Source organism: Streptomyces sp. NPDC111606 (assembly GCF_055656945.1).
The window spans coordinates 181653-206747 of the sequence record NZ_JBVKBY010000009.1 but is presented as its reverse complement, the minus strand read 5'-3'; the positions used below and the strand labels follow the sequence as shown (position 1 = coordinate 206747).

Sequence of the window (25095 nt, the reverse complement as noted above, 5' to 3'; positions counted from 1 at the left end):
GAAGGCACAATGGTGATCATGGCAGCGTCGACGTCGTCACTGACCTTCCAGCCGATCCTTCAGCGCATCGCGGAGGAGATCGAGCGGACCCCCGGCCGCGGCCGGCCGGCCGACTACATTCCGGCGCTCGCGGCCTGCGACCCGCGCAGCTTCGGCATGGCCGTCGCGGAACTCGACGGCACGGTGTACGGCGTGGGGGACTGGCGCGAGCCGTTCTCCACGCAGTCCATCACCAAGGTCTTCACCCTCGCGCTGGACCTGGCCCGCGAGGGCGACGAACTCTGGGAGCACGTGGGCCGCGAGCCCTCCGGCAACCCCTTCAACTCCCTGATCCAGCTGGAGTACGAGAACGGCATCCCACGCAACCCGTTCATCAACGCCGGCGCCCTCGTTGTCACCGACCGGCTCCAGACCCGTACCGGAGCCGCGGCGGGCGAACTCCTGGCCTTCCTGCGTGCCGAGAGCGGCAACCCCGCCCTGGACTTCGACCAGGACGTCGCCGCCTCCGAGTCCACGCACGGCGACCGCAACGCCGCGCTCGGCCACTTCATGGCGTCGTACGGCAACATCGACAACCCCGTGCCGGTCCTGCTCGACCAGTACTTCCGCCAGTGCTCGATCAAGGCGTCCTGCGCCGATCTGGCCCTCGCCACCACCTTCCTGGCCCGCCACGGCGTCCGCGCCGACGGCACCCGGCTGCTCACCCGCAGCCAGGCCAAACAGGTCAACGCGGTCATGCTGACCTGCGGGACGTACGACGCGGCGGGCGAATTCGCGTACCGGGTGGGCCTGCCCGGCAAGAGCGGCGTGGGCGGCGGCGTCATCGCGGTGGTACCGGGCCGGTGCACGTTGTGCGTGTGGAGTCCGGGGCTGGACGAGCGGGGCAATTCAGTGGCAGGAGTGGCGGCCCTGGACAGATTCACGACACTGACAGGCCTTTCGGTCTTCTGACCTGACTACTCGGCGCCGGGTGCGGGCGCGTCCCTAAGGGGCGCGGGGAACTGTGCGACCAGCCCCCACCGGCCGGCAGCCTGCGAACCACCTCATCCGGCAGACGCGTCGCAGCCCTGAACCAACGGCCACAATCGATCACCGGCCGGTCACACCCCGGCCTCCCCCCGGAGGGAACCGCGTCAACTTAAAGCCACCCCGCGTTGACACCCTGACCGAGTGTTGGCCATGGCTTTCCCCATCGATCTCCGCCGCTGCCAGATCCTCGGTCTGGCCGGCACCGCCTTCCTCGCCCTGGGCGGTGAGTCGGCCGGCGCGCTGCCGGTCCGGGACATCCTGGCCCCGAGCTCGGCGCACGCGGCGCTGGGCCTGGTCGGCGTGTACTTCGGCGTCGTCCTGCTGATAGCGGCGTGGCTGATGCTCGGGCGCCTTGTGCGCAGCGCCGATCCGCCGACGCCACGCGCCCTGCTGCTGGTGCTGGCGGTGTGGGCCACCCCGCTGCTGATCGCGCCGCCGCTGTTCAGCCGGGACGTGTACAGCTACCTGGCCCAAGGGGCCATGGTCGACGCGCACATCGACGTGTACGCGTACGGCCCCTCCCATCTCGGCGGCCCGCTCGCGGACGAGGTCGCCCCGCTGTGGCGGCACACCGGCGCCCCGTACGGCCCGGTGTTCCTCGGCGTCGCCTCCGCCCTGTCCACCGTGACCCGCGGTGAACTTCCCGCCGGGCTCCTCGGCATGCGCCTGATAGCCCTCCTCGGGGTGGCGCTGATGGCGGCCGCGCTGCCGCGCCTGGCCCGGCACAGCGGAGCCGACCCGTCCGCGGCGCTGTGGCTGGGGGCCCTCAACCCGCTCGTGCTGCTGCACCTGGTGGCGGGCGCCCACAACGACGCCATCATGCTCGGCCTGCTCGGTGCGGGGCTGGTCGCCGCGCTCGGCCGGTGGCCGGTCCTGGGCGCCGTACTCGTCACGCTCGCCGCCCTCGTCAAGGCGCCCGCGGCACTGGGCCTCGCCGCGGTCGTACTGCTCCAGATGCGGGCCGGGCACCACCCGGTGAAGGCCGTGTTCACCACCGCGGCCGCGGCCGCCGGCACCACGGTCGCGGCGACGGCCGTGGCGGGCACCGGATACGGCTGGATAGGCGCCCTGGACACCCCGGTCTCCTCGCAGAACTGGGCGCTCACCAGCCTTCTCGGCCGTGCCACCGCCTCGCTCCTGGAGCAGGCCGGCAGCGACCTCGCGCCGCTGGCCGTCCCGGTCTGGCACACCTTCGGCATCGTGCTCACGGGGGTCCTCGTGCTCCTCATATGGTGGCGCTGGCGACCGCGCCCCGTGTACGCGCTCGGTCTGAGCCTGGCGGCCGTCGCCGCCTTCGGACCGGCGATCCGCCCCTGGTACGCCCTGTGGGGCCTGTTCCTCATCGCCGCCGCCGCGCCCAGCACTTCGGTACGGCACCGGGTGGCGGCCCTGACGGGAGTGCTCGCGCTCGCCGTCCTGCCCAGCGGCGGCGCCGCGGACGCCGGCCAGCTGGTGCTGGCGGTCTCCGGGGGTGCGCTCGCCGTGGTCGTTCTGTGGCAGGCGCATCTCGCTGCGCAGGCCCCGGCTCTGGAGCGCACCGCATGAGGCTTCCGCGTACCGACCGGGGCCGGCTCTTGCTGGTCCTCGTGCTCGCCGCCGCGGTGACCGTCTTCACCGCCACCGTGCCACTGCTGCGTGACTGGTTCGACCTGCGCGTCTACTACGGCACCGTGGACAGCTGGATCCACCACGGCGGCCGTCTCTACGACTACCGGGTGCCCGGCACGACGTACGGCTTCACCTACCCGCCGTTCGCCGCCGTCGTCATGCTGCCCATGGCGCTGGTCGGTCTGCACGTTTCGATCGCGGTGGCGCTGCTGCTCAACCTGGCGGCACTGGCCTTCTCGCTGCGGGTGCTGGCGGGACGGTCCTGGCGGCGCCACGGCTGGTACGGCTGTGCCCTCGTCGCGTGCGGGCTGGCCCTGTTCGAACCGCTGAGGGACACCTTCAGCTTCGGCCAGGTGAACATCCTGCTGCTGGCCCTGGTGCTCCTCGACTGCTGGTTGCTCGCGACGGGCCGGGAGCGCTGGGCGGGCGTGGGCATCGGGCTCGCGGCCGCGATCAAACTGACGCCGGCCGCGTTCATCGGCCTGCTGCTGGTGGCCCGGCGCTGGCGAGCCGCCGCGGTGGCCACGGCCGTCGCCGCCGCGGCCACGGCGCTGGCGGCCTGGGTGGCCCCCGACGCCTCCCGCTTCTACTGGACGCACGCGATGTGGGACACCACCCGCGTGGGCCGCCTCGACTACGTCTCCAACCAGTCGCTGCAGGGCATCCTGGCCCGGCTGGACGTGCCGAGCCGCGAGGTCTGGGCAGTCGTGGTGCTGGTGGTCCTGGGCGTCTGGGTGGTGCGCACCCACCGCGCGGTCGTGGCGGGGGACTGGACGGCGGCGTTCGCCCTGACCGGGCTGACCGCCTGTCTGGTCAGCCCGATCACCTGGGTCCACCACCTGGTGTGGCTGCTGCCGTCCTTCGCCGTCCTCGTGCGCGCCGGGCACCTGCGGATCGCGGGCGCCCTGTACGCCGTGCTGTGCACCAGCGTGGTGTGGCTGTGGTTCGACGACGCGTCCGGCGTCGACGGCTTCCTCGGCAGCAACACCTACGCCTGGATCACGCTCGGCCTGCTGCTGTGGCTGCCCGTCGGTCAACTCTGCGTCGACCGCTCGACCCTGCCCCGGGTCACCAGCGACACGGCACCGGCGCCCATGCCGGCGGCGCCCGCGATCGCGAAGGCCTCGGCCCAGCCCGGCTCGTCCTCCGGTGCCACCGCGGCGACCACGGGCACCGCCGCGGGCCCCGGCCTCGGCCTGACCCGCAACGCGTCCAGCGAGCCCACCGGTTCGACCCGGCCGACCGCCCCGAACCCCCAGTCGAGCAGTTCGCCGGCCTCCTCGTAGACGGTGAACCCGCCGGCCCGGGGGTTCATCACGGTGACGACCAGGGTGCGCTCGCCCCGGCGGGCGGCGGCGATGAGCGTGTTGCCCGCCTGGCTGGTGTAGCCGTTCTTGATGCCGATCACGCCCGGGTAGCGGTCCACGCCGTCCGCGCCGGTCAACAGGCGGTTGGTGTTCTGGATCCCGTACGCCCAGCCGCCTCGGCCCGGGAACCGCGACTGCGCGGTGCCGCAGTACCGCGCGAACTCGGCGTTGCGCAGCCCGGCCCGGCCGAACACCGCCAGGTCGTACGCCGACGACACCTGGCCCGGCGTGTCGTAGCCGTCCGGCGACACCACGTGCGTGTCTAGGGCGCCCAGGGAGCGGGCCTTGGCCTCCATGCGCTCGGCAGTGAAGCGCCAGCCGCCGTTGAGGGAGGCCAGCACCCGCACGGCGTCGTTGCCGGAGCTGAGGAACACCCCGCGCCACAGGTCGGCGACCTGGTACGTACGCCCCTCGGCGACCCCGACCAGGCTGCTGCCGGGCCCGATCCCGGCGAGCTCCTCCTCGCGCACGGTGTGCCGGATGACGCCGGGCAGGGTCGGCAGCACGGTGAGTGCGAACAGCGACTTGAGCGTGCTGGCGGGTGGCAGCTTCCGGTGTGCGTCGTACGCGGCGAGCACCTCGCCGGTGTCGGCGTCGGCCACCAGCCACGACCGCGCGGACAGACTCGGAACACGGGGTGCCCCGGCGTGCGGCCGCACCTGTGTGCCGGATCCGTACAGCTGGGTGGGAGGTGGCGTTGCCGCCTGGTGCCTGCCTGGGGTGTCGGGGTCGCGCCCGGGGCGGGCGACGGCGGTGGCGGGCGCGAGCGCCAGCAGGCCGGTCGCGCACAGTGCGCAGGTGGACACCAGGGCCCGGGAAGTAAATCCGATCTTCATACCGTCAACGTAGGAACGGTCGCGCCTCACACCGCGCTGCCCGGGCCGGTCGGGGCGCGCGTCGGCACCCGGACGGGCGATTCCGGCGCGGATCTGTCATTCGCCGGGAAGTGTCGGCTGGATCCGCCGAAGGAACGTGGCGTTGTCGGGCGTCTCGCGCATGCGCTCCAGGAGGGTTTCCAGGTTGGACTGGCCGTCCCGGGTCTGCAGGGCCCGGCGCAGTCCGCGCACGGCGGTCAACTCGGCCGGGGGCAGAAGCAGTTCCTCGCGGCGGGTGCCGGAGGGGTTGATGTCGACGGCGGGGAAGACGCGGCGGGAGGCGAGGTCCCGGCTCAGGCGCAGCTCCATGTTGCCGGTGCTCTTGAGCTCCTCGAAGTAGTAGTCGTCGGCCCGGGAGCCGGTCTCCACGAGGGCCGTGGCGAGGATGGTGAGCGAACCGCCCTCCTCGGCGAGGCGCGCGGCGCCGAAGAACCGCTTCGGACCCTGCAGCGCGGTCGCGTCGACGCCGCCGCTCAGGGTGCGGCCGCCGGATCCGGCCGCGTTGTTGTGCGCCCGGCACAGCCGGGTCAGGGAGTCGAGCAGGATGACGACGTCCTCGCCCGCCTCGACGAGCCGCTTGGCGCGTTCGATGACGAGCTCGGCCAGTGCGATGTGCTGCTTGGGCGCCCGGTCGAAGGTCGAGGCGTACACCTCGCCCCGCACCGAGCGCCGCATGTCGGTGACCTCCTCGGGGCGTTCGTCGAGGAGCACCACCATCAGCCGGCATTCCGGGTGGTTACCCGCGACGGCGGCCGCGATCTGCTGGAGCAGCACGGTCTTGCCGGTCTTGGGCGGGGCGACGATCAGGCCCCGCTGGCCCTTGCCGACCGGGGCGATCAGGTCGTTGACCCGCCCGGTCAGGCCGGACGCCGGGTGTTCGAGGCGGATCCGGTCACGCGGGTGCAGCGGCGTCAGGTCGCCGAAGCCGGGGCGGTTCTTGGCGGGGGTGCGGCCATTGACGTGGGCGACTTCGGTGAGGGTGCGCCGGTCGCCGCGTACGCCGTCGACGAGGTCGCCCTTGCGCAGGCCGTGGCGGCGGATGAGCGCGGGGGAGACCTGAAGGTCGGAGGGCGAGGGCAGCAGGTTGGCGGCGCGCAGGTGCCCCTTGCCGCTCGCGTCGATGTCGAGGACACCGGTGACGGCCGTGGCCTGCTGCTGGACCGGTGGGTGTTCGAGTGTGGTGGTCATGGTGGTGTGTCCTTTCACGGACGGAAGGCATGGGACATGCAGAGGGAAGGGGTGTGCCGCGGACATCGGGAAGGCGGACAGAGCGCCTTCGGGCGGCGGGAAGCAACACCTCGGACATGGCGGAACCGCTGGTCACGAGATGGTGATGAGAAGCCGGTACGCCTACCGGCGAACTGAGAGAGAACTGGCACCGGCGCCACAACCGGGCGTACACAGGTGCTGACGCGACCGTAGCACGAAGGCTCAGCGTGTGGCGAGCAATCCGTACAGCAGAGGGATGCGTGGCTCGGGGAGACGCCACCAGCCGGAGGGGGTGCGCTCCATCTGCGGCCAGCGCTGCCAGGGCAGCTCGTCACTCTCGCGCAGCCGCCTGATGGTCAGTCCTGCTCCGCTCAACGCGTCTACGACCTCTCCTATTCCGTGCATCCACTCGTAACTGTCCGTGGCGCCTTCGACGGCAGGCCCGTCGGTGTAGGTGCGTGCCGCGTCCCGGTGCACGGCACCGTCGCCGCCCAGGTAGTCATTGCGCAGCAGCAGCTCGGGCCCCTCGCCCGGACCGGGCTTGGGGCCCAGGGAGTTGAGTAGCGGGTGGAACTCGACGATGTACAACCGCCCGCCCGGACGCAGGAGTTGGGCCACGACACCGGCCCAGCGATCGAGGTCGGGCAGGTAGCACAGTGCGCCCTTGCCCGTGTACACCACGTCGAACCGGCGTTGCCCCAGGGCCTCCACGGCGTCGTACACATTGGCCTGCACATACGTGACGTCCAGCCCGGCCTTATGCGCGATGCCGCCCGCGGCAGCCACGGACGCCGCGGAGAAGTCCAGGCCGACGGCCCGCGCCCCGCGCTGTGCGAAGGCGATCGTCTCGGTGCCGAGATGGCACTGCAGATGGAGCACATCGCGGCCGGTCAGCTCACCGAGGTCGTCCCACTCGAAGGAGGCGAACCAGCGCGCGGGATCGAGACCCTGGTCGAGGCCGTAGAAGCGGCTCGCGAGGTGGACGGGGGTGCGGGCGTCCCAGTTCGCCTGATTGGCCGACATCATCCGCGCGTGCTCGTCGGAGGTCATGAGGACATCCAATCGCGAACGGAGCGTGCGCGGGGGCAGAAATCCCGGGCGTGGGCCGCCCGGGTGTCGATTCGGTCCGGTCCCGTTCGTCGGTGGGGTGTAGGAAGCTCATGAGGACCGGGAGGATCCATGAAGTACATGCTGCTCGTCTGCGGTGACGACACCGCCGACGCCTCGGGCATGACCCCCGTCGAGCCCTGGGTCGAAGACCTCGGCGACCGCCGCGTACGCCTGCACGGCCACCGGCTGGCGCTTCCCGACCGGGCGGTCACCGTGCGGGTGCGCGGCGGGGAGGTACTGCGCAGCGACGGGCCGTTCGCGGAGACGAAGGAGTACGTCGCCGGGTTCGACATCCTGGACTGCGACAGCCTGGAGGAGGCGATCGAGGCGGCCGCGCGGCATCCCGTGGCCGCCGTCGGGGCCATGGAGGTGCGCCCCTTCTGGGAGGACGAGGATGCCGAGACGCAGATCCGCGCGCTCGACGCCGAACTGACCGCGGCCGCGCGTGAGCGGGACGTCGAGCGCATGGCGGCCTGCTACGCCCCGGACGTGACGGCGTTCGTCGACGGCCGGGAACTTCAGGGGACCGACGCCCTGCGCAAGTCGCTGGAGGCGCGGTTCACCGGCCTCGCCGGTCCCGTCACCCGCGAGGTGCTGGACTTCCGCGTCCACGTCGACGAGAGCATCGCCTTCGGCCACGCCCTCGTCCGCCTGCGCGCCACCCGTACGGACGGTGCGCCACTCGACGACCTGATGCGCGTCACCACCGGCTACCGCGACGTCGGTCTGCGCCGGCTGATCGCGCACGAGCACGTCTCTCTCGACCCCGAGGAGCGGTCATGAAGTACGTCCTGTTCATCTGCACACCGGTCGGCGGTGAGGAACTCAGCCCCGAGGAGATCGCCGAGGACCCCCGTTTCACCTCGTACATCGACGAGGTCCGCAGCCGTGACGTCGTCAAGGGCGGGGCCCGCCTGCGGCCGCACACCGACGCCACGACCGTCCGCGTCCAGGGCGACGAAGTGCTGCTCAGCGACGGGCCCTTCGTGGAGTCCAAGGAGTACGTCGCCGGCATCGACATCATCGAGGTCGCCGACCTGGACGAAGCCATCTCGCTGGCGTCCCGGCATCCAGCGGCCCTCGGCGGCGGCTCGATCGAAGTGCGGCCGGTCTGGGAGTGAGCGCCACGAACGGCGTCGAGGAAGCCGTCGCCGCCGCCTTCCGCGAGGAATGGGGCCAGGTCGTCGCCACCCTGATCCGAGTGACCGGCGACTGGGACCTCGCAGAGGAGTGCGCCCAGGACGCCTTCGCCCAGGCCCTCGACCGGTGGCGGCGCGACGGAGTGCCGCGCCGCCCCGGCGCCTGGCTGACCACGACCGCCCGCAACCGCGCCCTGGACGTACTGCGCCGGGAGGCGGTGGGGGCGGCGAAACTCCGGGAGGTGGCGGTGCTGGCCCGCGACGAACCGCCGTACGGACCCGAGAACGACAGCGGTGACGGCAGCGGCGTGCAGGACGACCGGCTGCGGCTGATCTTCACCTGCTGCCACCCCGCGCTGCCCATCGAGGCCCGGGTCGCGCTGACCCTGCGCACGCTCGCGGGGCTGACCACACCGGAGATCGCGCGCGCCTTCCTCGTCCCCGAGGCGACCATGGCGCAGCGCCTGGTGCGCGCGAAGCGGAAGATCCGCAACGCAGGAATCCCGTACCGCATCCCGCCCGCGCACCTCTTGCCCGAGCGCACGACGGGCGTGCTCGGTGTGATCTACCTGCTGTTCAACGAGGGCTACGCGGCCACCGCCGGTGCCGATCTCGTCCGTACGAACCTCTGCGCCGAGGCGATCCGCCTGGCTCGCGTCCTGGCCCGTCTGATGCCCGACGAGCCCGAGGTGCTCGGCCTGCTCGCGCTCCTGCTGCTGCACGACGCCCGCCGGCACACCCGCGTGGACGCCGCGGGCGACCTGGTGACCCTGGAGGACCAGGACCGTACGGCCTGGGACCGCGCCGAGGCCGACGAGGGCGCCGCGCTGCTCGAGACCGCGCTGCGGCGCGGCCGCCCCGGGCCGTACCAGATCCAGGCCGCCATCGCCGCCTGCCACACCACCGCGCCCACCGCCGAGGACACCGACTGGGCCGACATCGCCGCCCTGTACGGCGAGTTGGCGCGCCGGGTGCCCTCCGCCGTGGTCCGCCTGAACCGTGCGGTGGCCGTCGGCATGGCCGAGGGCACGGACGCCGGCCTCGCCCTGGTCGCGGAGCTGGAGGAGCAGGGCGACCTGGCCGGGTACCACCTGCTGCCGGCCTCCCGCGCCGATCTGCTGCGCCGCAGCGGCCGCACGGACGAGGCGGCGCAGGCATACCTCAGCGCGCTGGAGCTGGTCGAGAACGACGCGGAACGGAGGTTCCTCGAAAGGCGGCTCGCGGAGTGTCGATCCGGGTGAGGACCGCTCGTCGGTGGGGTGAGAGCGCCCTCGGTGGCGCCGACCACGCCTTCACGCCGCTGGAGTCCGCCCGGAGCCGCTCGCGGCACTGACGGCCGGCCACCGGGCCGCGTTCACGGCCTGCGCCGTGCTTGCGGCGGCAGGGCCGGCCTGCGTGCCGGTGCTGGTGCGCGGGCGCCCCGGCGCCGGCGTCCCGAGCGGCCGGAGGCGGCTGTCACGCCGACTGCGCCGCCGCCTCCTTCGCGATCCGGTCGAACTGCGCGCCCATCGCCTCGGCCAGCGCCTGCAGGCCCGACAGCGGACGGACCATGACCATGAAGTCGTCGATCAGCCCGTCCTCGTTGACGTGGAGGAAGTCGCAGCCGGTGATCTCCCGGTCGCCCACGCGCGCGGTGAAGACCAGCGCGTGATCGCGGCCGCCTGGGTCGTTGATCTCGCGCACATAGCGGAAGTCCTCGAAGACCCGCACGACAGCGCGCAGAATCGCCGCCGTGATCGCCTTGCCGGCGTACGGCTTGAACACGGCCGGGCTGGTGAAGACGACATCCTCCGCCAACAGGGCCTCGACGGCTTCGGTGTCGCCTGCTTCCACCGCCTCGCGGAACGCGCGCATCGGATCACCTCATAGTCAAATAGTTGAGTAGGTGCCGATGAGAATAATCACCTGCTGTTAACGTGTCCACATGTCCCTCAAGTACGCCGTCCTCGCCGCCCTCCTGGAGGGCGAGGCCTCGGGTTACGAGCTGTCGAAGGTCTTCGACGTCTCGTTCGCCAACTTCTGGCCCGCGACGCCGCAGCAGCTCTACCGGGAGCTGGAGCGGCTCGCGCAGGACGGCCTCGTCGAGGCCCGGTTCGTGCAGCAGGAACGACGGCCGAACAAGCGGATGTTCACGCTCACCGACGCCGGACGCGAGGACCTGCGGACCTTCGCCGCCGAGCCGCCCCGGCGGCCCACCGCCATCCGCGACGAACTCCTGATCAAACTCCAGGCCATGGAGGACCCCGAGGCCACCCGCGCCCTGATCGAGGAGCGCATGACGTGGTCGAGCGGCAAGCTGGACCGCTACGAACGCGTCCGCGACCGCCTCCTCGACGGGCGCACCGAGGACGAGTACCTGCGCGAGTCCGACCGCATCGGGCCGTATCTGACGCTGCTGGCCGGAATCTCCTTCGAGCAGGAGATTCTGCGCTGGTGCGAGCGCGTGCTCACCGTCCTGCGGCACCGAGTGGCCACGGGGTGACGCGGATGTTCAGCCCCGAAGGGCCCTCCCTGCGTGAACTCGCCGTCCAGGCCCTGTCGTCCGTCGAGCGCGGATACGACCTGCTCGCCCCGAAGTTCGACCACACGCCGTTCCGCACGCCGGACTCCGTGCTCCGTGCGGTCGCGTCGGCGCTCGGCCGAACGGGCTCGTACGACGACGGCCTCGACCTGTGCTGCGGTACGGGCGCGGGTGTCGACGTGCTGGCCGAGGTGTGCCGGCGCAGCGTCACCGGTGTCGACTTCAGCGCCGGCATGCTCGACGTCGCCCGGCGGCGGGTGCGGGTCGGGGAGCGGCGCGTCGGCTGGGTGCGTGCCGACGCCCGCGCCCTGCCGTTCGCCCCGGCCTTCGACCTCGTGGTGAGCTTCGGGGCGTTCGGGCACTTCCTTCCCCGTGAGCTGCCGGGACTGTTCGACCAGGTCCACTCCGTGCTGCGGCCCGGCGGGTGCTTCGCCTTCCCGGTCGTGGCCCCGCCCCGCCCCGCGTCCCTCGGCTACTGGATGCTGCTGGGCTTCGACACGGTGATGCGGGTGCGCAACGCCGTGTGGCGGCCGCAGTTCGTCATGTACTACCGGGCCTTCCGGCTCGCGGAGGTACGCGACGAACTGGCCCGCGCCGGCTTCGAGGTGGAGTCGCAGGTTCTGCCCGAGTTCGGACGGCGGCGGGACGGGAGTCCCCGGGTGCGGATGGTGGTGGCGCGGCGCCCGGACCAGGCTGGTCAGACCGCCGCGGGCAGCGTGAACTCGTAGACCAGAGCGTCCTGTTGGGCGTCCATCACGAGGTCCGTGATCTCCAGGGGGCGGGCGTACTGGTCGTGCACGCGCCGGGTGACCCGCACCGAGGACGCGCCCGGGAGCCGGGTGATGGTGTCCCGGTGGTGGAGGGTGAGGCCCGCCTTGCGCATCCAGTCGTAGGTGCGGTGCAGTTGGGCGGAGCCGGTGCTGTCGGCGCGGTCGCCGTCGGCGCGGTCGCGGCAGCGGGCGAGCTCCGCCACCTCGGCGAGGGCCACAGCCGAGAACGACGTCACTGCCGTACGCCGGCCACCACCGTCGGCGCCCGCGGACTCGTACCGGTGCACCAGGGTCGGCCGGTGCGTGGCCAGCCCCAGGGCCGCGGCATGCTCCGGCGGGGGAGTCTCCCAGGCGACCGTCGCGCGGTCCACGGCGCCCGGCCCGGCCGTCCGGGCGCCGACCGGGAAGGTGAGGGTCGACGGGGTCTCGACCGGCGGACCGGACAGGGTGGCATGGCTGCCCCGCCGGTCGGTGGCGACCAGGCCCCGGTGGCGCAGCACCTCCAGCGCCTGCCGTACGGTCTCCCGGCTGACCCCGTAGTGCAGCGCCAACTGCCGTTCCGACGGGAGCCGTTCACCGGGCGGGATGGTTCCGTCGCTCAGTTCGTCGAGCAACTGGGTGGCGATTCTCCAGTACAGCGGCTGCGTTTCGGTGAGGGGGCGGTCGTGCGGGGTGGTGCGGGCCATGCCGCGCCTCCTGTTGGTGACGTGTTGTAGCCGTGCGGGTTCGTTGCGCCACCAGATCTAAGCATTGGTCTAAACCACGGCGGAAGGGTGGTCTGTCACTTCGGCCGAAACGGTCCGCGCGTACAGGCCGTCACAGGGTGCCGTACAGGGCGTCGATCAGCGCCATCTTCCGCGGGTCGTCGGCGATATGAGGCCCCATCCGGTTCATCACATAGCCCAGCGACACCCCGGCCTCCGGGTCGGCCAGACCGCAGGAGCCGCCGAAGCCGTCGTGTCCGAAAGCCCGCGGGTTGGGCCCGTACGACCCGTTGGCCCCGCTCAGCCACAGGCCGAGCGCGACCTCCGTCTCGCTCTCGAACCCGGCCCCGAGCACCAGATCGCGGCAGGCGCCCTGCCCCTCACGCACCCGCTCGGCCGCCTCGGGAGACAGGACGCGATGGCCGTCGTACGACCCGCGCCCGGCGAAGATGCCGTACAGCGCGGCGATCGCCCGAGCCGTGCCGTGCCCGTTCGCGGCGGGGACCTCCGCAGCCCGCCACTCGGCCGAGTTGGCCTGAGCCGCCCCCACGGCGGGGTTGGCCAGCGCGGCGATGGCGGCGGGCGCCAACTGGCTGAAGATCGCAGCCTGTTCACTGTTCGACGCGACCGGCGCATGCACCAGCTCGGCCGCCCGTCCGCCCTCCTTCTCCGGCAACCCGATCACGAAGTCGATGCCGAGCGGCCCGGTCACCTCCCGCTCCAGGAAGGCTCCGGGCAGCAGCCCCGAGACCCGCCGCACGACCTCCCCGACCAGGAACCCGTACGTGAGCGCGTGATATCCGGACTGGGTCCCCGGCGCCCACCACGGCTCCGTCGCCGCGAGCCGCTGGGTCGTCAACTCCCAGTCGCAGAGCTGTTGAAGCGAGTGCGGATCCCGCAGCCCGGCCAGTCCGGCGCGGTGCGACAGCAGATGCCGTACGAGGATCTGCTCCTTGCCCGCGGCGGCGAACTCCGGCCAGTACGTGGCCACCGGCGCGTCCAGGTCGAGCAGCCCCCGGTCGGCGAGGATGTGCGCGCACAGTGCCGTAGGTCCCTTGGTCGTCGACCACACGTTGACCAGCGTGTCGCGCTCCCACGGGCGACTGTGAGCCGCGTCGGCCCACCCGCCCCACAGATCCACGACGGTCTCGCCCCCGACCCTGACCGTGACCGCGGCGCCCAGCTCCCCGCGCTCGCGGAAGTTCGCCTCGAATGCCGTCCGCACCGCCGCGAACCTCGGATCGCAGTGCCCGTGCAGCAGTGCCTCGTGCTCCGCCATGGCCCACCCCTAGTCGTCCGCAGACGTCCGCCGGATACCCGGACCGCGACCGTGCGACCGGGCTCCCTGAACGTACCGACTGGTCGGACTGGACGGAAGGCGTCGAACACGCCGAACGCACCGACCTCATCCGAGGAACAGTGCGCCTTCCGGCTCGCGGTGACCCTCGACGGTGTGCCAGTAGTCGCGGGTCTCGACGGCGAGCCCGGCGGCGTCGAACCGCACGAGGACACAGCCGGCCAGCGTGGCCGGCGCGCCGTCCTCCTCGGCGAGGACCCGGAACTCGGCCACGGCCACCCCGTCCTCGCCGACCACCGGCGCGGAGAAACGCACGTCGGTCACCCGCTCACCGGCGAACGACCAGCGCAGATACTCGGCCAGCGCCGCCCGCCCGCGGTGTGGCTCGCGGAACGGCATCGAGCGGTGGACGCAGCCCTCGGCATACAGCCCCAGCAGGGCGTCCACGTCGTGTTCCGTCCAAGCCCGCTGCCAGACCCGGACGAACCGCTCCGCGGCCTCACGCGTCTCCATGCCGGACCTCTCAGGCGTGCGAGCGCAGCCAGTCGAGCTTGGCCGCCTCGTGGAACGGGCCGCCGCCCTCGTGGTCGTTGAAGTCGTAGACCTCGATGGCCTTCTCGTCGTAGGCCCAGGCGTTGAAGGCCGCGAAGACGGTGGACGGCGGGCAGGTCTGGTCCTCCAGGGCCGCCGAGAACAGGGCGGGGGCCCGGCCGCGGGCCGCGAAGTGGACGCCGTCGAAGTACGACAGGGTGCGCAGGACGTCCTCGGTGCGGCCCCGGTGCGTCTTGAGGTAGAGGGCGATCTCGCGGTACGGGTGGCGGTCCGTCAGGGTGGCCGCGCGCGGGTAGTCGCACAGGAACGGCACGTCCGGCGCGATCGCCGTCAGGTCCGGGACCAGGCCGCCGACCGCGATCGTGATGCCGCCGCCCTGGCTCGCGCCCAGCGCGACCGTGCGCGAGGCGTCGGTCAGCGGGTGGGAACGTGCCGCCTCGACGGCACGGACCGCGTCCGTGAACACCCGGCGGTAGTAGTAGTTCTCGGGCGCGTCGACGCCCCGCGTCATGAACCCGGGGTACGCGGGCGCCGCGCCCACCGGGTCCGGCGTGCCACCACCGGCGCCCCACGCGCTGCCCTGGCCACGCGTGTCCATCATGAAGTGCGCCCGGCCCGAGGAGGCCCACAGCAGGTTCTCGTGCGGCAGGCCCCGCCCGCCGCCGTACCCGAGGAACTCCACCACCAGCGGCACCTGCTCGGTGGTCCCGGCGGGCAGTCGCAGCCAGCCCTTCACCGGGTGACCGCCGAACCCGGCGAACGTCACGTCGTACACCTGCACCGTGACCAACCCCGTGTCGACCGGCTCGAAGCGGGCGTCCAGATCGTGTTCGCGCGCTTCCCCAAGGGTCTTGGACCAGAACGAGTCGAAGTCCTCGGGTTCGACGGACTTGCTGCGGTACTCGCGCAGTTCGTCGAGCGGAAGGTCGAACAGGGCCATGAAGGACCGCCTTTGCCAAGAGTGACTGCGGATGATCACACCGTACGTGGATGATCGGACGACTCGCCAGAACTTTGCCGTGCCGTGTGCCTACGATGGCGCCATGACGTCTGCCGTCGAACCCCCGGTCAACGCCACGGAACTGCTGGTCAAGGACGCCGAACTGCTCATCGTGGACGGGGACCGGGAGATCCCGGGCGGCTGGCTGGCCGTCACCGGTGGTCGGGTCACCGGCGTCGGTTCCGCCGGGAGCGAGCCCGAGGCCCGCAGCACCGTCTCGGCGGCCGGACGCCTCGTCACCCCGGGCCTGGTCAACACCCACCATCACATCTACCAGAACCTCACCCGGTCCTACGCGCCCGCGGTGAACGGCTCCCTGTTCGACTGGCTGACCACCCTCTACCCCCTCTGGGCGGACCTCGACGAGGAGGCCGCGTACGTGTCGGCGTACGTCGGCATGGCCGAACTGCTGATGGGCGGCTGCACCACGTCCGCCGACCACCTCTACGTCCATCCCCGCCCGCGCCTGGTCGACGCCGAGATCCGTGCCGCCCGCGACATCGGCTTCCGCTTCCACGCCACGCGCGGCTCGATGACCCGCTCCGTCGACGACGGAGGCCTGCCGCCGAGGAGCGTCACCCAGACCGAGGACGAGGTGCTGGCCGACAGCGAGCGCCTGATCACGACGTACCACGACCCCGAACCGGGCGCGCTGGTGCGGGTCGCGCTCGCGCCCTGCTCACCGTTCTCGGTGACCAAGTCGCTGATGACGGCGACCGCCGAACTCGCCGGGCGCCACGACGTACGGCTGCACACGCACCTCGCCGAGGACCACGACGAGGACACGTACTGCCTCGAGACCTACGGTTGCCGTCCCGTGGAGTACTTCGAGCAGACGGGGTGGATGAGCGACCGCAGCTGGGTCGCGCACTGCATCTACCCGACCGGCGACGAGCTGCGCCGGCTCGCCGCCGCGGGCGTCGGCGTGGCGCACTGCCCGAGCTCCAACATGCTCATCGGCGGCGGCACCGCGCGCGTGAAGGAGATGCGCGAGCTCGGCCTGCCCGTCGGCATCGGCTGCGACGGCTCCGCCTCCACGGACCACGCCTCCCTCTGGATGGAGACCCGGGCGGCACTGCTGCTGGGCCGCTACCGCGGCGGACCCGGCGCGATGGCCGCACGCGACGCCCTCGACATCGCGACCCGCGGCTCGGCGCGCTGCCTCGGCCGGGACGACGAGCTGGGCCACCTGCGGCCCGGGGCCTGCGCCGACCTCGTCGTCTGGGACCTGCACGAGGTCGCCCTCGCCGGCGCACTGAGCGACCCCGTGGAGGCCTGGCTGCGCTGCGGGCCGGCTCGGGCCTGGACCACGGTGGTCGGCGGCCGGATCCTGGTGGACCGGGGCGAGCCCCGGTTGACCGGGCTGGCGGACGCGTTGCGCGGGCACGAGCGGATCGCACGGCGGATGCAGCGTCGTGCCTAGACGGCGGGTGGCAGGGCGGGAGACGGCCCGCGGTAGGGGCACGTGGCAAACGGTGAGTGGCTCGCGGTAGGCGGCGGGCGGCAAATGGTGCGTCGCCTGCGGCAGACGGCAGACGGCAGACGGCAGGTGGCAGACGGTAGATGGCCCGCGGTAGGTGCCGCGCCAGACAGGCGCCGCCGCTCACGCCCGCCGGTCCGACCAGACCGGCTCCGTCCGGGCCCACTCCTGCTCCCACTCGGCCAGCCGCCGCCGCATCGCGCTGTGGCGTACGACGGCGTGGCCGAGCATGATCACCGCGACCGCGCCGCACGCGGCACAGACGCCGATGGTGACGGTGTGCTGCCAGACGGCCATGCCGCCGGCAGGCGGGGCCGTGCTCCGGCCCCGGGAGTCCAGCCACACGTCGACCGTGTCGCCGGCCCGCGTGCCCGCCGGGACGCGCGCCGTGGCCGTACGCGGACCGCCTTCCGGCTCGGTCCAGCGCACCGTCGTTCTGGCTGACGGCTGCCGACCGCCCTGTGCCATGGGAAGCGCGTCGGAGGACTTGCCGAGGACCTCGGCCCTGACGTGCCGGCGATCGGCCCGCTGCTCCCGGGCCACGCCCCGGGCGCCGTCATGGGCCCACCATGCGGCGACCACCCCGACCAGCGGCGCGACCACGAGCAGCAAGAGGGCCACCGTGAGCACCGTCCACGCCTCGACGACATCCGACCGGCGCCGCAGTGGACTGTGCCGTCGGCGCCAGCCGCGCACCCGATATCGCATGGCGTCCAGGTACCCCGTACGCCGGACATGGTTCCTGACGATCCCGGACGAAATGCGTCCCGTGCGGGGCGCCGTTCAGCCGAAGCGTTCGATCCGGATGCGGTCCACGGGCTGACCTGCCGCCACGAGCAGCCGCGAGGCGTGCTCGGCGAATCCGTTGGAGCCGCACACATAGGCCTCCCACCCACCGGGAGGCCGCTCGGCCAGGAGTGGCGCCACATGGGCGGCCGCCATGCGTCCCACGGGCACACCCTCCGGCGCACTTCGCGTGAACACGGGCGTCGTCTCCGCGCCGTACTCCCGCGCGTAGATCAGCTCCTCGGGGCTGCGCGCCGAGACCAGCAGGCGCAGCGGCACGTCCAGGCCCCGCGCCCGGTGGTGCCGCACCATCGACATCAGCGGTACGACACCGGAGCCGGCGCCGATCAGCAGCGCGGGCCGGTCGCCGGGCCAGGCGAAGAAGCCGCTGACCGGGCCGCGCACCTCGACCGTGTCACCGGGCTCGGCCACGGTGTGGAACCAGCTGGAGACCTCACCGTCCTCGACATGGTCCACGGTGAGCTCGATGTGGCCCGAGTCGTCCGGCGCGGACGCGATCGAGTAGTGGCGCTGGGCCACATAACCGTCCTGCGCCGTCAGACGCAGCAACAGGTGCTGGCCGGGCAGATGGCCCACCCAGGCAGGCACCGCGAGACGGAACGTGGCGGCGTGCGGGGTCTCGCGGCGGACCTCGGTGATCGTGGCGGTCTGCCACATCGCGGCGGCCCGGTCGCCGACGGCGATCCGTCCGGGCACGGCGAAACGGGTCGGGGGAGCGAACGCCAGGGTTGCCCCGGCTGCCACGGTTGCTTCAGTCACGTCCATCGCCTCAGTCACCCGCGTACCGCTGCTCTTCCCACGGGTTGCCGCGGGCGTGGTAGCCGTTCTGCTCCCAGAAGCCGGGCTCGTCGTGGTCCAGGATCCTCAGGCCCGCGATCCACTTGGCGCTCTTCCAGAAGTACAGGTGCGGCACCAGCAGCCGTGCCGGGCCACCGTGCTCCGGGGCGAGTGGCTTCCCGTCGTACTCCCAGGCGATCCAGGCCCGTCCGCCGGTCAGGTCGGCGAGCGGGAGGTTGGTGGAGTACCCGGTGTGTGAATAGGCGACGGCATGTGTGGCGGACACATGGGGCCGGACCACAGCAAGGAAGGCGTCCAGCGAGACGCCCCCGAACCGCACGCCGAACTTCGACCAGCTCGTCACGCAGTGGATGTCGCCCTCGTACCCGGACGCCGGCAGCTCGTGTGCCTGATCCCAGCTCCAGCTCCGTGGCTCCTCGACCAGACCGTCGATGCGGAAGGTCCACTCGGCGGGCGTCAGCTCGGGGGTGACCTCGGCGGACAGGACGGGCCAGTCGTCGCCCGCGTCGTACTGGCCGGGCGGCAGCGCGGCGTTCCGGACGCGGGGGCGGCCGGTGAAACCTCGGGTGACGTTCATACGGGTGGTGCCTCCAGGCCGCTGTCGGCGGCGGCCCGCGGGTCGAGCGTGATCAGTTCTTGCTCATTCAACCGTACGCGCTGCGGTGGCCCGCCTTCGCCGATGCACGGGAGCGTTGGTGATCGTTGGGGTAGGGTTGCCCTCCGGCCGGGACAGTCCCCGCCGCACGGAGTCCAGGAGGTGAGACCCATTACCGCTGTGTCAGGTCGGGTGCTCACACCTCGAATCGGCGCGGATCACCGCCGCTAGGCGACCGCGAGAGCATCCTTCGGCTTCCGAAAGGCTCTCGGCTTCCATGCCTCCTCTCTCCTCCCCGTCCGCTTCGTCCTCTCCGTCGCCCACGTCCGCCCTGCCTGCTGCTCCTTTGCCCCTCTCGGGCGACGCCGTCGTGACCGCACTGCGCGCCGCCGGCTGTGTCTTCGCCGAGGACGAGGCCCGGCTGATCCTGACCGCAGCCGGCACCCCGGACGAGCTGGCCGCCATGGTGGACCGGCGGGTCACCGGCGTGCCCCTCGAACTCGTCCTGGGCTGGGCCGAGTTCCGCGGGCTGCGCATCGCCGTGGAACCCGGCGTCTTCGTCCCCCGTCGCCGTACCGAATTCCTGGTCGAGCAGGCCCTCGCCCACGCCCGGGACGCGTCCCTCGTCGTGGACCTGTGCTGCGGCTCGGGCGCGGTCGGCGCGGCGCTGGCCGCGGCCCTCGGCCCGGTCGAGCTGCACGCCGCCGACATCGACCCGGTGGCGGTGTGCTGCGCCCGCCGCAACGTGGGCCCCTTCGGCGGTCGGGTGCACACCGGCGACCTGTTCGAGGCGCTGCCCGGCACCCTGCGCGGCCGGGTCGGGATACTCGCGGCGAACGTGCCGTACGTGCCCACCGGCGAAGTCGGACTCCTGCCCGCGGAGGCCCGCGACCACGAGCCGCACGTCGCCCTCGACGGCGGTCCGGACGGACTCGACGTACTGCGCCGGGTCGCCGCCGAGGCACCCCGATGGCTGGCGCCCGGTGGCTGCCTGCTGATCGAGACGAGTGAACGCCAGGCACCGGCAGCCCTGGAGGCCTTCACCCGCAGTGGACTGGCGTCGCGTCTGATCGTCTCGGCGGAGCGGTACGCGAACGTCGTGGTCGGCCTCAACCAGGCCGACCACCAGGCGCCCCTCGGGGGCACCCCGTCGATCAACCCGGCGGCAGAACACGGGCGATGAGCAGCGCCACGTCGTCGGAGTTCTCGGGCTGGTGGAGGGTGCGCACCAGGAGGTCGCAGACCTCCTCCAGCGGACGGTCGGGGCCGTCGAGGAGTTCCAGGAGGGCGGCCAGGCGTTCGTCGAGCGGGTGTTGGCGGGTCTCGACGAGGCCGTCGGTGTAGAGGACCAGGCGGTCGCCGGGTTCGAGGTCGACGGTCGTCGTGGAGAACGGGACTCCGCCGACACCCAGCGGTACCCCGGTGGGCAGTTCGAGGAACTGCGGGCTGTGGCCGGGGCGGAGGCGGGCCGGCGGCAGGTGTCCCGCGTTGGCGATCCGGCACTGGCGCTGCTGCGGGTCGTGGACGACGTAGACGCACGTGGCGATGGAGTGGTCGAGGCCCTCGGTGATCTTGTCGAGGTGCTCCAGGAGCCGGGCCGGTTCGAGGTCGAGGGAAGCGAGCGTGTGCGTGGCGGTGCGCAGTCGGCCCATGGTCGTCGCGGCGTCGATGCCGCTGCCCATCACGTCGCCGACGACGAGCGCGGTCTTGCCGCCCTCCAGCGGAATGACGTCGAACCAGTCGCCGCCGACCTCGGCGCTGGCGCCCGCGGGCTGGTAGCGGGAGGCGACCTCCAGGCCGCCGGTCACCGGAGGATGGCTGGGCAGCAGGCTGCGCTGCAGGGTGAGGGCGGTGTCGCGGGCGTTCTGGTACCAGCGGGCGTTGTCGATCTGCACGGCCGCGCGGGACGCCAACTCCCGGGCGAGCAGCAGGTCGTCCTCGCTGAACGGCAGCGGATTGCGGGTGCGCTTGAGGTCGAGGGCGCCCAGCACCTCGCCGCGCGCGATCAGCGGCACCGCCAGATAGGAGTGCACGCCCGCGCGGCCCAGCTGGACGGCGGCCTCGGGGGAGCGGGCGATGCGCGGCAGGTCCTTCTCCTCGACATGCGCCACCATGATCGGGCCGGCGGTGCGCACACACTGGGTGACCAGTCGGTCGGGACCGTAGCGGGCGACCTGGCCGGGCTGGTCGGCGGCGTCGAGGGCCACCGTGTCGTGCTCCGCCTTGACGGCCAGGGCGCGGATCACCGCCGATTCCGCGGGCCCGAGGCTGCTGCGTCTGCCCTCCACGACGGCTTCCAGCAGATCCACGGCCGCCACGTCGGCGAGCTCCGGCACGGCGACCTCGGCCAGCTCGTGGGCCGTGCGGTCCAGCTCCAGCGTGGTGCCGATGCGCGCGGAGGCGTCGGCGATCAGGGCCAGACGCCGCCGTGCCGTCTCGGCCTCGACGGCCGCCTGGTGCTGCTCGGTGATGTCCACTGCCATGCCGGCCACACCGAGCACCGTTCCGGCGGAGTCCTCCAGCCGGTACAGCGAGATGGACCAGAAGTGCTCCACGTCCGGGTCGGCCAGGGTCCGGCCCATGATGCGCTGGTTGATGAGCGCATCGCCGGTCCGCAGCACCTCGCGCAGAGCCGCTTCGATGGCCTCGGCGGCGTCGGGATCGGGCAGCAGCTCACGTGGTGTGCGGCCGAGGTGCTCGTCGGCCGGGATGCCGTTGAGCTGCGCCAGCGCCGGGTTGACCGAGACGTAGCGCAGCTCGGTGTCCATGACGGCCAGCCCGATCGGGGCCTGAGCGATCGTCCGGGTCGACAGTGCGACGTCCCGCTCCACCTGGCGGACCGTCGTCTGGTCGGCGCACAGCCCCAGTGCGTAGACGTCCCCCTGGTCGTCGAGCAGCCGCATGTTGCGGAACTCCACCAGCCGCGTGCTGCCGTCCTTGCGCCGGATCGGGAACGCCCCGGCCCAGCCCTCACCGGTCTCCATGACGTCGGCGAACAACTTGACGACCAGGTCCACGTACTGCTCGTGGACCATGATCCGGGCGGCGTACTCGCCCAGCGCCTCCTGCGCCGGATAGCCGAACAACTCCTCGGCCTGGGGGCTCCACAGCACGATGCGGCCCTCGATGTCCAGCACGACCGAGGCCACGCCGAGCACATCGAGCAATCCGCTCGGCCCTACCGGCCCGCGCACCGGCTCGTCGCCCCCGGCCACGGGACGTTCGGCTGCTGACATCCGCACCGCCTTCGCCCATCCTCCTCGCGGCACGCCATTCCCCCGTGCCGACTCCCCTTGTTCTACCGCGTTCAACCGTCTCCGGGCCCCCCTTGGTCGTTCTCCTCCACCATCCCTCAACACGGCGGCGGGCGTCCGCCGAAGTCATCACCGGGGCACGCGACTGTGGCCGATCAGACAGCACATGTTCGCTCGCTTGGTCTGTACATGACCATATGGTCCCGCCAGACTGTCCGCGACCCGCACCCACCCCCAAGGAGTCGGTCCCATGGCCCTGCGTGCCCGGCAACGTTGTCAATCAGCTCTGACCTGCCTCGTCGCCCTCGCGTCCGCCGCCGTGCTGTCCACCGCGACGCCCGCGCAGGCCGCCGACACCTGGACGGAGGTGGGCTCCGACCGCGCCGACCCGCTGACCGAGAGCCAGGGGCTGGCCTCCGTGGAGGTCCCGGCGAACAGCCCGAACCGTTACACGGGCATCGGCACCATCCCTGTCTCGGTCAGCAGCCGTGGCTGGAACCACGTGGGCGACCCCGACGCCTCCTACAACGGCTACTACATCGAGCCGTACCAGGCGGACTCCGGCAGCGCGAAGATGTTCCGGGTGCAGGCACCGAACGGGACCTGGTCCGAGTACGTCCACGCGCTGGGCTCCGGCGAGGCGCTGAACAACTCCTTCGTCGCCATCACGCCCGGCGGCCAGTGGATGGTCTCGGGAGAGTGGGGCACCATGACCCGCCTGCTGGTCCACCCGACCCCGGGCGTCAACCCGAGCACGTCGCCGTCGGCGAACCTCCCCTGGACGTCCAGCATCCGGCTGGACCACGCCGTACGCGACATCCAGGGCTGCGACTTCCTCGGCGCCACGACCTTGCTGTGCGCCTCCGACGACCCCGCGGGCACCCTCTTCGGCATGACCAAGCCGTTGCTCCGGATCGACCTCTCCGCCGAGCCCGGCTCGTCCGACGTGACCGGACACGTCACGGCCCTGCGTCAGCTCCCGCTGCGCAGCTCCTGCTCGGGCGAGTTCGAGACGGAGGGCATCGACTACGACCGCCGTACCGGCACCCTGCGCGTGATCGTCATCTCGCCGGGCTTCTGCGTGCTGACGGACAGCAAGACGTACCGGTTCACACGATGAGCTGCCGGTCCACGAGCGGCCTGGGCGGGTCCTGGGCGCGGATGGTGCGGTTCCGCCGGTAGTGCCCGGCCGGACTGGGTGCTTTTCTTGGGATTGGGGTCCGGTTCCGCGGGCAACCCGTGGCACCGCGGTGCGGCCACGAGAGGAGCGATCACGATGGTCCGTGAACGAATGCACGAGGAACCCGTCTCCGTCGAGATCAGCGGATGCAGCAAGGAAGACGCCCGGATCGTGTTCGACACGCTGAACGCGTGCTTCGAGTCCGACCGGACCCCCGAGGACGTGCCGCAGCAGCTCCATGAGACGCGCCCCATGGTGTGGCTCGGCACGTTCGAGGTCACCGACGCCCAGGAGTGCCCGGCGCCCGCCCGGCTCTCGGCGTCCGTCGAGGCCGATGCGCAGGGCGGCTACTGGGCCATCGAACGGCTCCGTACGACCCTGGACTCGCTGTTCACGGTGCACGACCTGACCTCGGCCTCGGGCGACCAGGAGCGGGAGCTGCACGTGGTGCTGGAGAGCCGGTCCGGCGCGTCGTGACGCGCCCGTCCCGGGCCCCTCATGAGGGGCCCAGCAGGCTGAGCACGGCACGCCGGTAGACGGCGTGGACGGCGGGCAGGTCCTCCAGGCAGGCCTGCTCGTCCACGCCGTGCAGCCCCTCGTACCGGACGCCGAAGCCGGCCGTGGCCGGGATGCCCTCGCCCGCGAGCAGATTGCCGATGTTCGACGGGCCGGCGGTCTTCGGCCGCACGACCAGACCCTCCCCGGCGGCGGCATCCAGCAGCGCCGCCGCGGGCTGCCGGCCCGTGCCCAGTCGATACGCCGGCCAGGACGCCACCGGCGTGATCGTGGTCGCCCGCGGGGCCGACACCTTCGCGTCCAGCTCGGCCACCGCCTCGCGGACCAGCTGCTCGGCGGCGCGGGCGTCGAAGGCCGGAGTGGTGCGGATGTCGACGCCCAGCTCGCACAGGTCGGGCACGACCGAGAAGCCCTGGCCGCCGTGGCAGGAGGTCACGGTCAGCTTGGGCGGCAGGGGGAACTCGCCGTCGGAGCCTGGGAGATCGGCTTCCTCCAGGAGCCTTACGAGATGCGCCGCGCGGGAGATGGCGCCGGGTGCCGAGCGGCGTGACCCCGAGTGGCCCGAGGCCGCGTGCACCGCGATCGTGGCCCGCCACAGGCCCCGCCCGCCGACCACGACCTCGTCGAGCCCCGGGTAGCCGATCATCACCCCGGCAGGGCGGGCCGCCTCCGGGTCGGCGAGGTAGGCGCGGGCGCCACCGAAGCCGCCCGTGTGCTCGTCGACGTCGAGGAGCACCGCGAGCCCGCCGTGCAGGGCATCGGCCCGCCCGCGCAGTTCGGCCGCGATGCCGCAGAACATCGCCGCGGCGAGCTTGGAGTCCGCGGCGCCCCTGCCGCGCAGCCAGCCGTCGACGACCTCGCCGGAGTCGGGCGCGAACGACCAGGCGGCCTCGTCGCCAAAGGGGGCGGTGTCGACGCAGGCGTCCAGTGCCCACCAGGGGCCGGGCCGGCCACCCGCGACCTCAATCAGCAGACCGACGGCGCTGCCCGTGTCGCCGTGGAGGCGGCGATACGGCAGCTCCCGCGCGGCGAGCCAGTTCTCCAGGACGCCGAGGACGGGCCCGTAGTCGTCGATGCCGGCGCGGCTGGGGCGGCGGATCAGGCGCTGGGCGAGGTCGATCACGTCGGCGTGTGCGGTCATGGGGCCTCCGTGTGGGGTCATGGCGCCACTGTGCCCGAGCGCGATCGGTGTCGGGGGCGGCGGCAGTGGCCGGTGTCACCCCTCCTCGGTTGTGCAACTAGTTGCATAAACCCGGTGCGGTCCTCTACAACTACGTCAGGCAC

At 72.3% G+C, this 25095-nt stretch carries 24 protein-coding genes and 1 pseudogene; 12 read left to right on the top strand and 13 right to left on the bottom strand.

What is annotated here, in order from left to right; all coding sequences use genetic code 11:
• The first annotated feature begins 9 nt into the window (after positions 1–9).
• The 3 genes from ACZ7M7_RS30060 (at position 10) to ACZ7M7_RS30050 (ending at position 3923) form a co-directional block, all read left to right on the top strand.
• Positions 10–951, top strand: coding sequence for a glutaminase (locus ACZ7M7_RS30060; protein WP_383597859.1), 942 nt, complete (start codon positions 10–12; stop codon positions 949–951).
• A gap of 228 nt (positions 952–1179) precedes the next feature.
• On the top strand, positions 1180–2574 hold the full coding sequence (gene mptB, locus ACZ7M7_RS30055; RefSeq protein WP_383597856.1) for a polyprenol phosphomannose-dependent alpha 1,6 mannosyltransferase MptB: 1395 nt from the start codon (positions 1180–1182) through the stop codon (positions 2572–2574).
• The gene (locus ACZ7M7_RS30050) at positions 2571–3923 is read left to right on the top strand and encodes a glycosyltransferase 87 family protein (RefSeq protein ID WP_472122074.1); all 1353 of its coding nucleotides are present in this window, start codon (positions 2571–2573) and stop codon (positions 3921–3923) included. Before mptB ends, ACZ7M7_RS30050 begins: the two co-directional genes overlap by 4 nt.
• A 32-nt stretch (positions 3924–3955) precedes the next feature.
• On the opposite strand, the pseudogene ACZ7M7_RS30045 reads toward ACZ7M7_RS30050, so the two are convergent.
• The 3 genes and pseudogenes from ACZ7M7_RS30045 to ACZ7M7_RS30035 all read right to left on the bottom strand — a co-directional run.
• Positions 3956–4840: pseudogene (locus ACZ7M7_RS30045) on the bottom strand (D-alanyl-D-alanine carboxypeptidase family protein); the annotation flags it as partial.
• Positions 4841–4936: 96 nt separating this feature from the next.
• Positions 4937–6067, bottom strand: a complete 1131-nt coding sequence (gene rho, locus ACZ7M7_RS30040; RefSeq protein ID WP_472122072.1) for a transcription termination factor Rho — start codon at positions 6065–6067, stop codon at positions 4937–4939.
• Positions 6068–6310: 243 nt separating this feature from the next.
• On the bottom strand, positions 6311–7138 hold the full coding sequence (locus ACZ7M7_RS30035; protein WP_472122069.1) for a class I SAM-dependent methyltransferase: 828 nt from the start codon (positions 7136–7138) through the stop codon (positions 6311–6313).
• Between the two features lie 129 nt (positions 7139–7267).
• Here ACZ7M7_RS30035 and ACZ7M7_RS30030 point away from each other — a divergent pair, with 129 nt between their 5' ends.
• The 3 genes from ACZ7M7_RS30030 to ACZ7M7_RS30020 are packed head-to-tail and all read left to right on the top strand — an operon-like array spanning position 7268 to position 9578.
• Positions 7268–7981 carry an SgcJ/EcaC family oxidoreductase gene (locus tag ACZ7M7_RS30030; RefSeq protein ID WP_383625890.1) on the top strand — a complete coding sequence of 238 codons (714 nt, stop codon included), beginning with the start codon at positions 7268–7270 and terminating at the stop codon, positions 7979–7981.
• The gene (locus tag ACZ7M7_RS30025) at positions 7978–8319 is read left to right on the top strand and encodes a YciI family protein (protein WP_369269184.1); all 342 of its coding nucleotides are present in this window, start codon (positions 7978–7980) and stop codon (positions 8317–8319) included. Before ACZ7M7_RS30030 ends, ACZ7M7_RS30025 begins: the two co-directional genes overlap by 4 nt.
• Entirely contained in the window at positions 8316–9578 is a 1263-nt protein-coding gene (locus ACZ7M7_RS30020; RefSeq protein ID WP_472122066.1) for an RNA polymerase sigma factor, read from the top strand. Before ACZ7M7_RS30025 ends, ACZ7M7_RS30020 begins: the two co-directional genes overlap by 4 nt.
• A gap of 214 nt (positions 9579–9792) precedes the next feature.
• On the opposite strand, the gene ACZ7M7_RS30015 is transcribed toward ACZ7M7_RS30020, so the two are convergent.
• Entirely contained in the window at positions 9793–10191 is a 399-nt protein-coding gene (locus ACZ7M7_RS30015) for a nuclear transport factor 2 family protein (RefSeq protein WP_383597839.1), read from the bottom strand.
• 70 nt (positions 10192–10261) lie between these two features.
• Between ACZ7M7_RS30015 and ACZ7M7_RS30010 the strand changes: the two genes are divergently transcribed.
• Positions 10262–10819, top strand: a complete 558-nt coding sequence (locus tag ACZ7M7_RS30010) for a PadR family transcriptional regulator (RefSeq protein WP_472122063.1) — start codon at positions 10262–10264, stop codon at positions 10817–10819.
• Between the two features lie 5 nt (positions 10820–10824).
• The gene (locus ACZ7M7_RS30005; protein WP_472122060.1) at positions 10825–11586 is read left to right on the top strand and encodes a class I SAM-dependent methyltransferase; all 762 of its coding nucleotides are present in this window, start codon (positions 10825–10827) and stop codon (positions 11584–11586) included.
• Here ACZ7M7_RS30005 and ACZ7M7_RS30000 read toward each other — a convergent pair.
• The 4 genes from ACZ7M7_RS30000 to ACZ7M7_RS29985 form a co-directional block, all read right to left on the bottom strand.
• Positions 11556–12314, bottom strand: coding sequence for a GntR family transcriptional regulator (locus tag ACZ7M7_RS30000; RefSeq protein ID WP_472122058.1), 759 nt, complete (start codon positions 12312–12314; stop codon positions 11556–11558). The genes ACZ7M7_RS30005 and ACZ7M7_RS30000 overlap by 31 nt on opposite strands.
• Positions 12315–12444: 130 nt before the next feature.
• The gene (locus ACZ7M7_RS29995) at positions 12445–13611 is read right to left on the bottom strand and encodes a serine hydrolase domain-containing protein (RefSeq protein WP_472122056.1); all 1167 of its coding nucleotides are present in this window, start codon (positions 13609–13611) and stop codon (positions 12445–12447) included.
• Positions 13612–13737: 126 nt separating this feature from the next.
• Positions 13738–14142 (bottom strand): nuclear transport factor 2 family protein, encoded by a 405-nt coding sequence (locus ACZ7M7_RS29990; protein ID WP_472122053.1) that lies wholly within the window; start codon positions 14140–14142, stop codon positions 13738–13740.
• Between the two features lie 10 nt (positions 14143–14152).
• Positions 14153–15121: an acetylxylan esterase gene (locus ACZ7M7_RS29985; protein WP_472122050.1), complete on the bottom strand. Its 969-nt coding sequence runs from the start codon at positions 15119–15121 to the stop codon at positions 14153–14155.
• 103 nt (positions 15122–15224) lie between these two features.
• Here ACZ7M7_RS29985 and ACZ7M7_RS29980 point away from each other — a divergent pair, with 103 nt between their 5' ends.
• A complete protein-coding gene (locus ACZ7M7_RS29980) occupies positions 15225–16604 on the top strand; it encodes an 8-oxoguanine deaminase (RefSeq protein WP_472122048.1) in 1380 nt (459 codons plus the stop codon).
• Between the two features lie 180 nt (positions 16605–16784).
• Here ACZ7M7_RS29980 and ACZ7M7_RS29975 read toward each other — a convergent pair whose 3' ends face one another.
• The 3 genes from ACZ7M7_RS29975 to ACZ7M7_RS29965 all read right to left on the bottom strand — a co-directional run bounded on the left by ACZ7M7_RS29975 (position 16785) and on the right by ACZ7M7_RS29965 (position 18843).
• Entirely contained in the window at positions 16785–17369 is a 585-nt protein-coding gene (locus tag ACZ7M7_RS29975; RefSeq protein ID WP_472122045.1) for an Rv1733c family protein, read from the bottom strand.
• Between the two features lie 75 nt (positions 17370–17444).
• Positions 17445–18227: a ferredoxin reductase gene (locus tag ACZ7M7_RS29970; protein WP_383625872.1), complete on the bottom strand. Its 783-nt coding sequence runs from the start codon at positions 18225–18227 to the stop codon at positions 17445–17447.
• A 10-nt stretch (positions 18228–18237) separates the two neighbouring features.
• On the bottom strand, positions 18238–18843 hold the full coding sequence (locus ACZ7M7_RS29965) for a sulfite oxidase-like oxidoreductase (protein ID WP_472122043.1): 606 nt from the start codon (positions 18841–18843) through the stop codon (positions 18238–18240).
• Between the two features lie 295 nt (positions 18844–19138).
• Here ACZ7M7_RS29965 and ACZ7M7_RS29960 point away from each other — a divergent pair, with 295 nt between their 5' ends.
• Positions 19139–20044 carry a putative protein N(5)-glutamine methyltransferase gene (locus tag ACZ7M7_RS29960; RefSeq protein WP_472122040.1) on the top strand — a complete coding sequence of 302 codons (906 nt, stop codon included), beginning with the start codon at positions 19139–19141 and terminating at the stop codon, positions 20042–20044.
• Here ACZ7M7_RS29960 and ACZ7M7_RS29955 read toward each other — a convergent pair.
• Positions 20016–22097 (bottom strand): SpoIIE family protein phosphatase, encoded by a 2082-nt coding sequence (locus ACZ7M7_RS29955; protein WP_472122037.1) that lies wholly within the window; start codon positions 22095–22097, stop codon positions 20016–20018. The genes ACZ7M7_RS29960 and ACZ7M7_RS29955 overlap by 29 nt on opposite strands.
• A gap of 268 nt (positions 22098–22365) precedes the next feature.
• On the opposite strand from ACZ7M7_RS29955, the gene ACZ7M7_RS29950 reads away from it, so the two are divergent.
• Complete coding sequence (locus ACZ7M7_RS29950) at positions 22366–23235, top strand: hypothetical protein (RefSeq protein ID WP_383625865.1); 870 nt, start codon at positions 22366–22368, stop codon at positions 23233–23235.
• A gap of 156 nt (positions 23236–23391) precedes the next feature.
• Positions 23392–23772 (top strand): hypothetical protein, encoded by a 381-nt coding sequence (locus tag ACZ7M7_RS29945; RefSeq protein WP_383597799.1) that lies wholly within the window; start codon positions 23392–23394, stop codon positions 23770–23772.
• Between the two features lie 19 nt (positions 23773–23791).
• Here ACZ7M7_RS29945 and ACZ7M7_RS29940 read toward each other — a convergent pair whose 3' ends face one another.
• Positions 23792–24952, bottom strand: a complete 1161-nt coding sequence (locus tag ACZ7M7_RS29940) for a M20 family metallopeptidase (protein WP_472122035.1) — start codon at positions 24950–24952, stop codon at positions 23792–23794.
• Between the last annotated feature and the right edge of the window lie 143 nt (positions 24953–25095).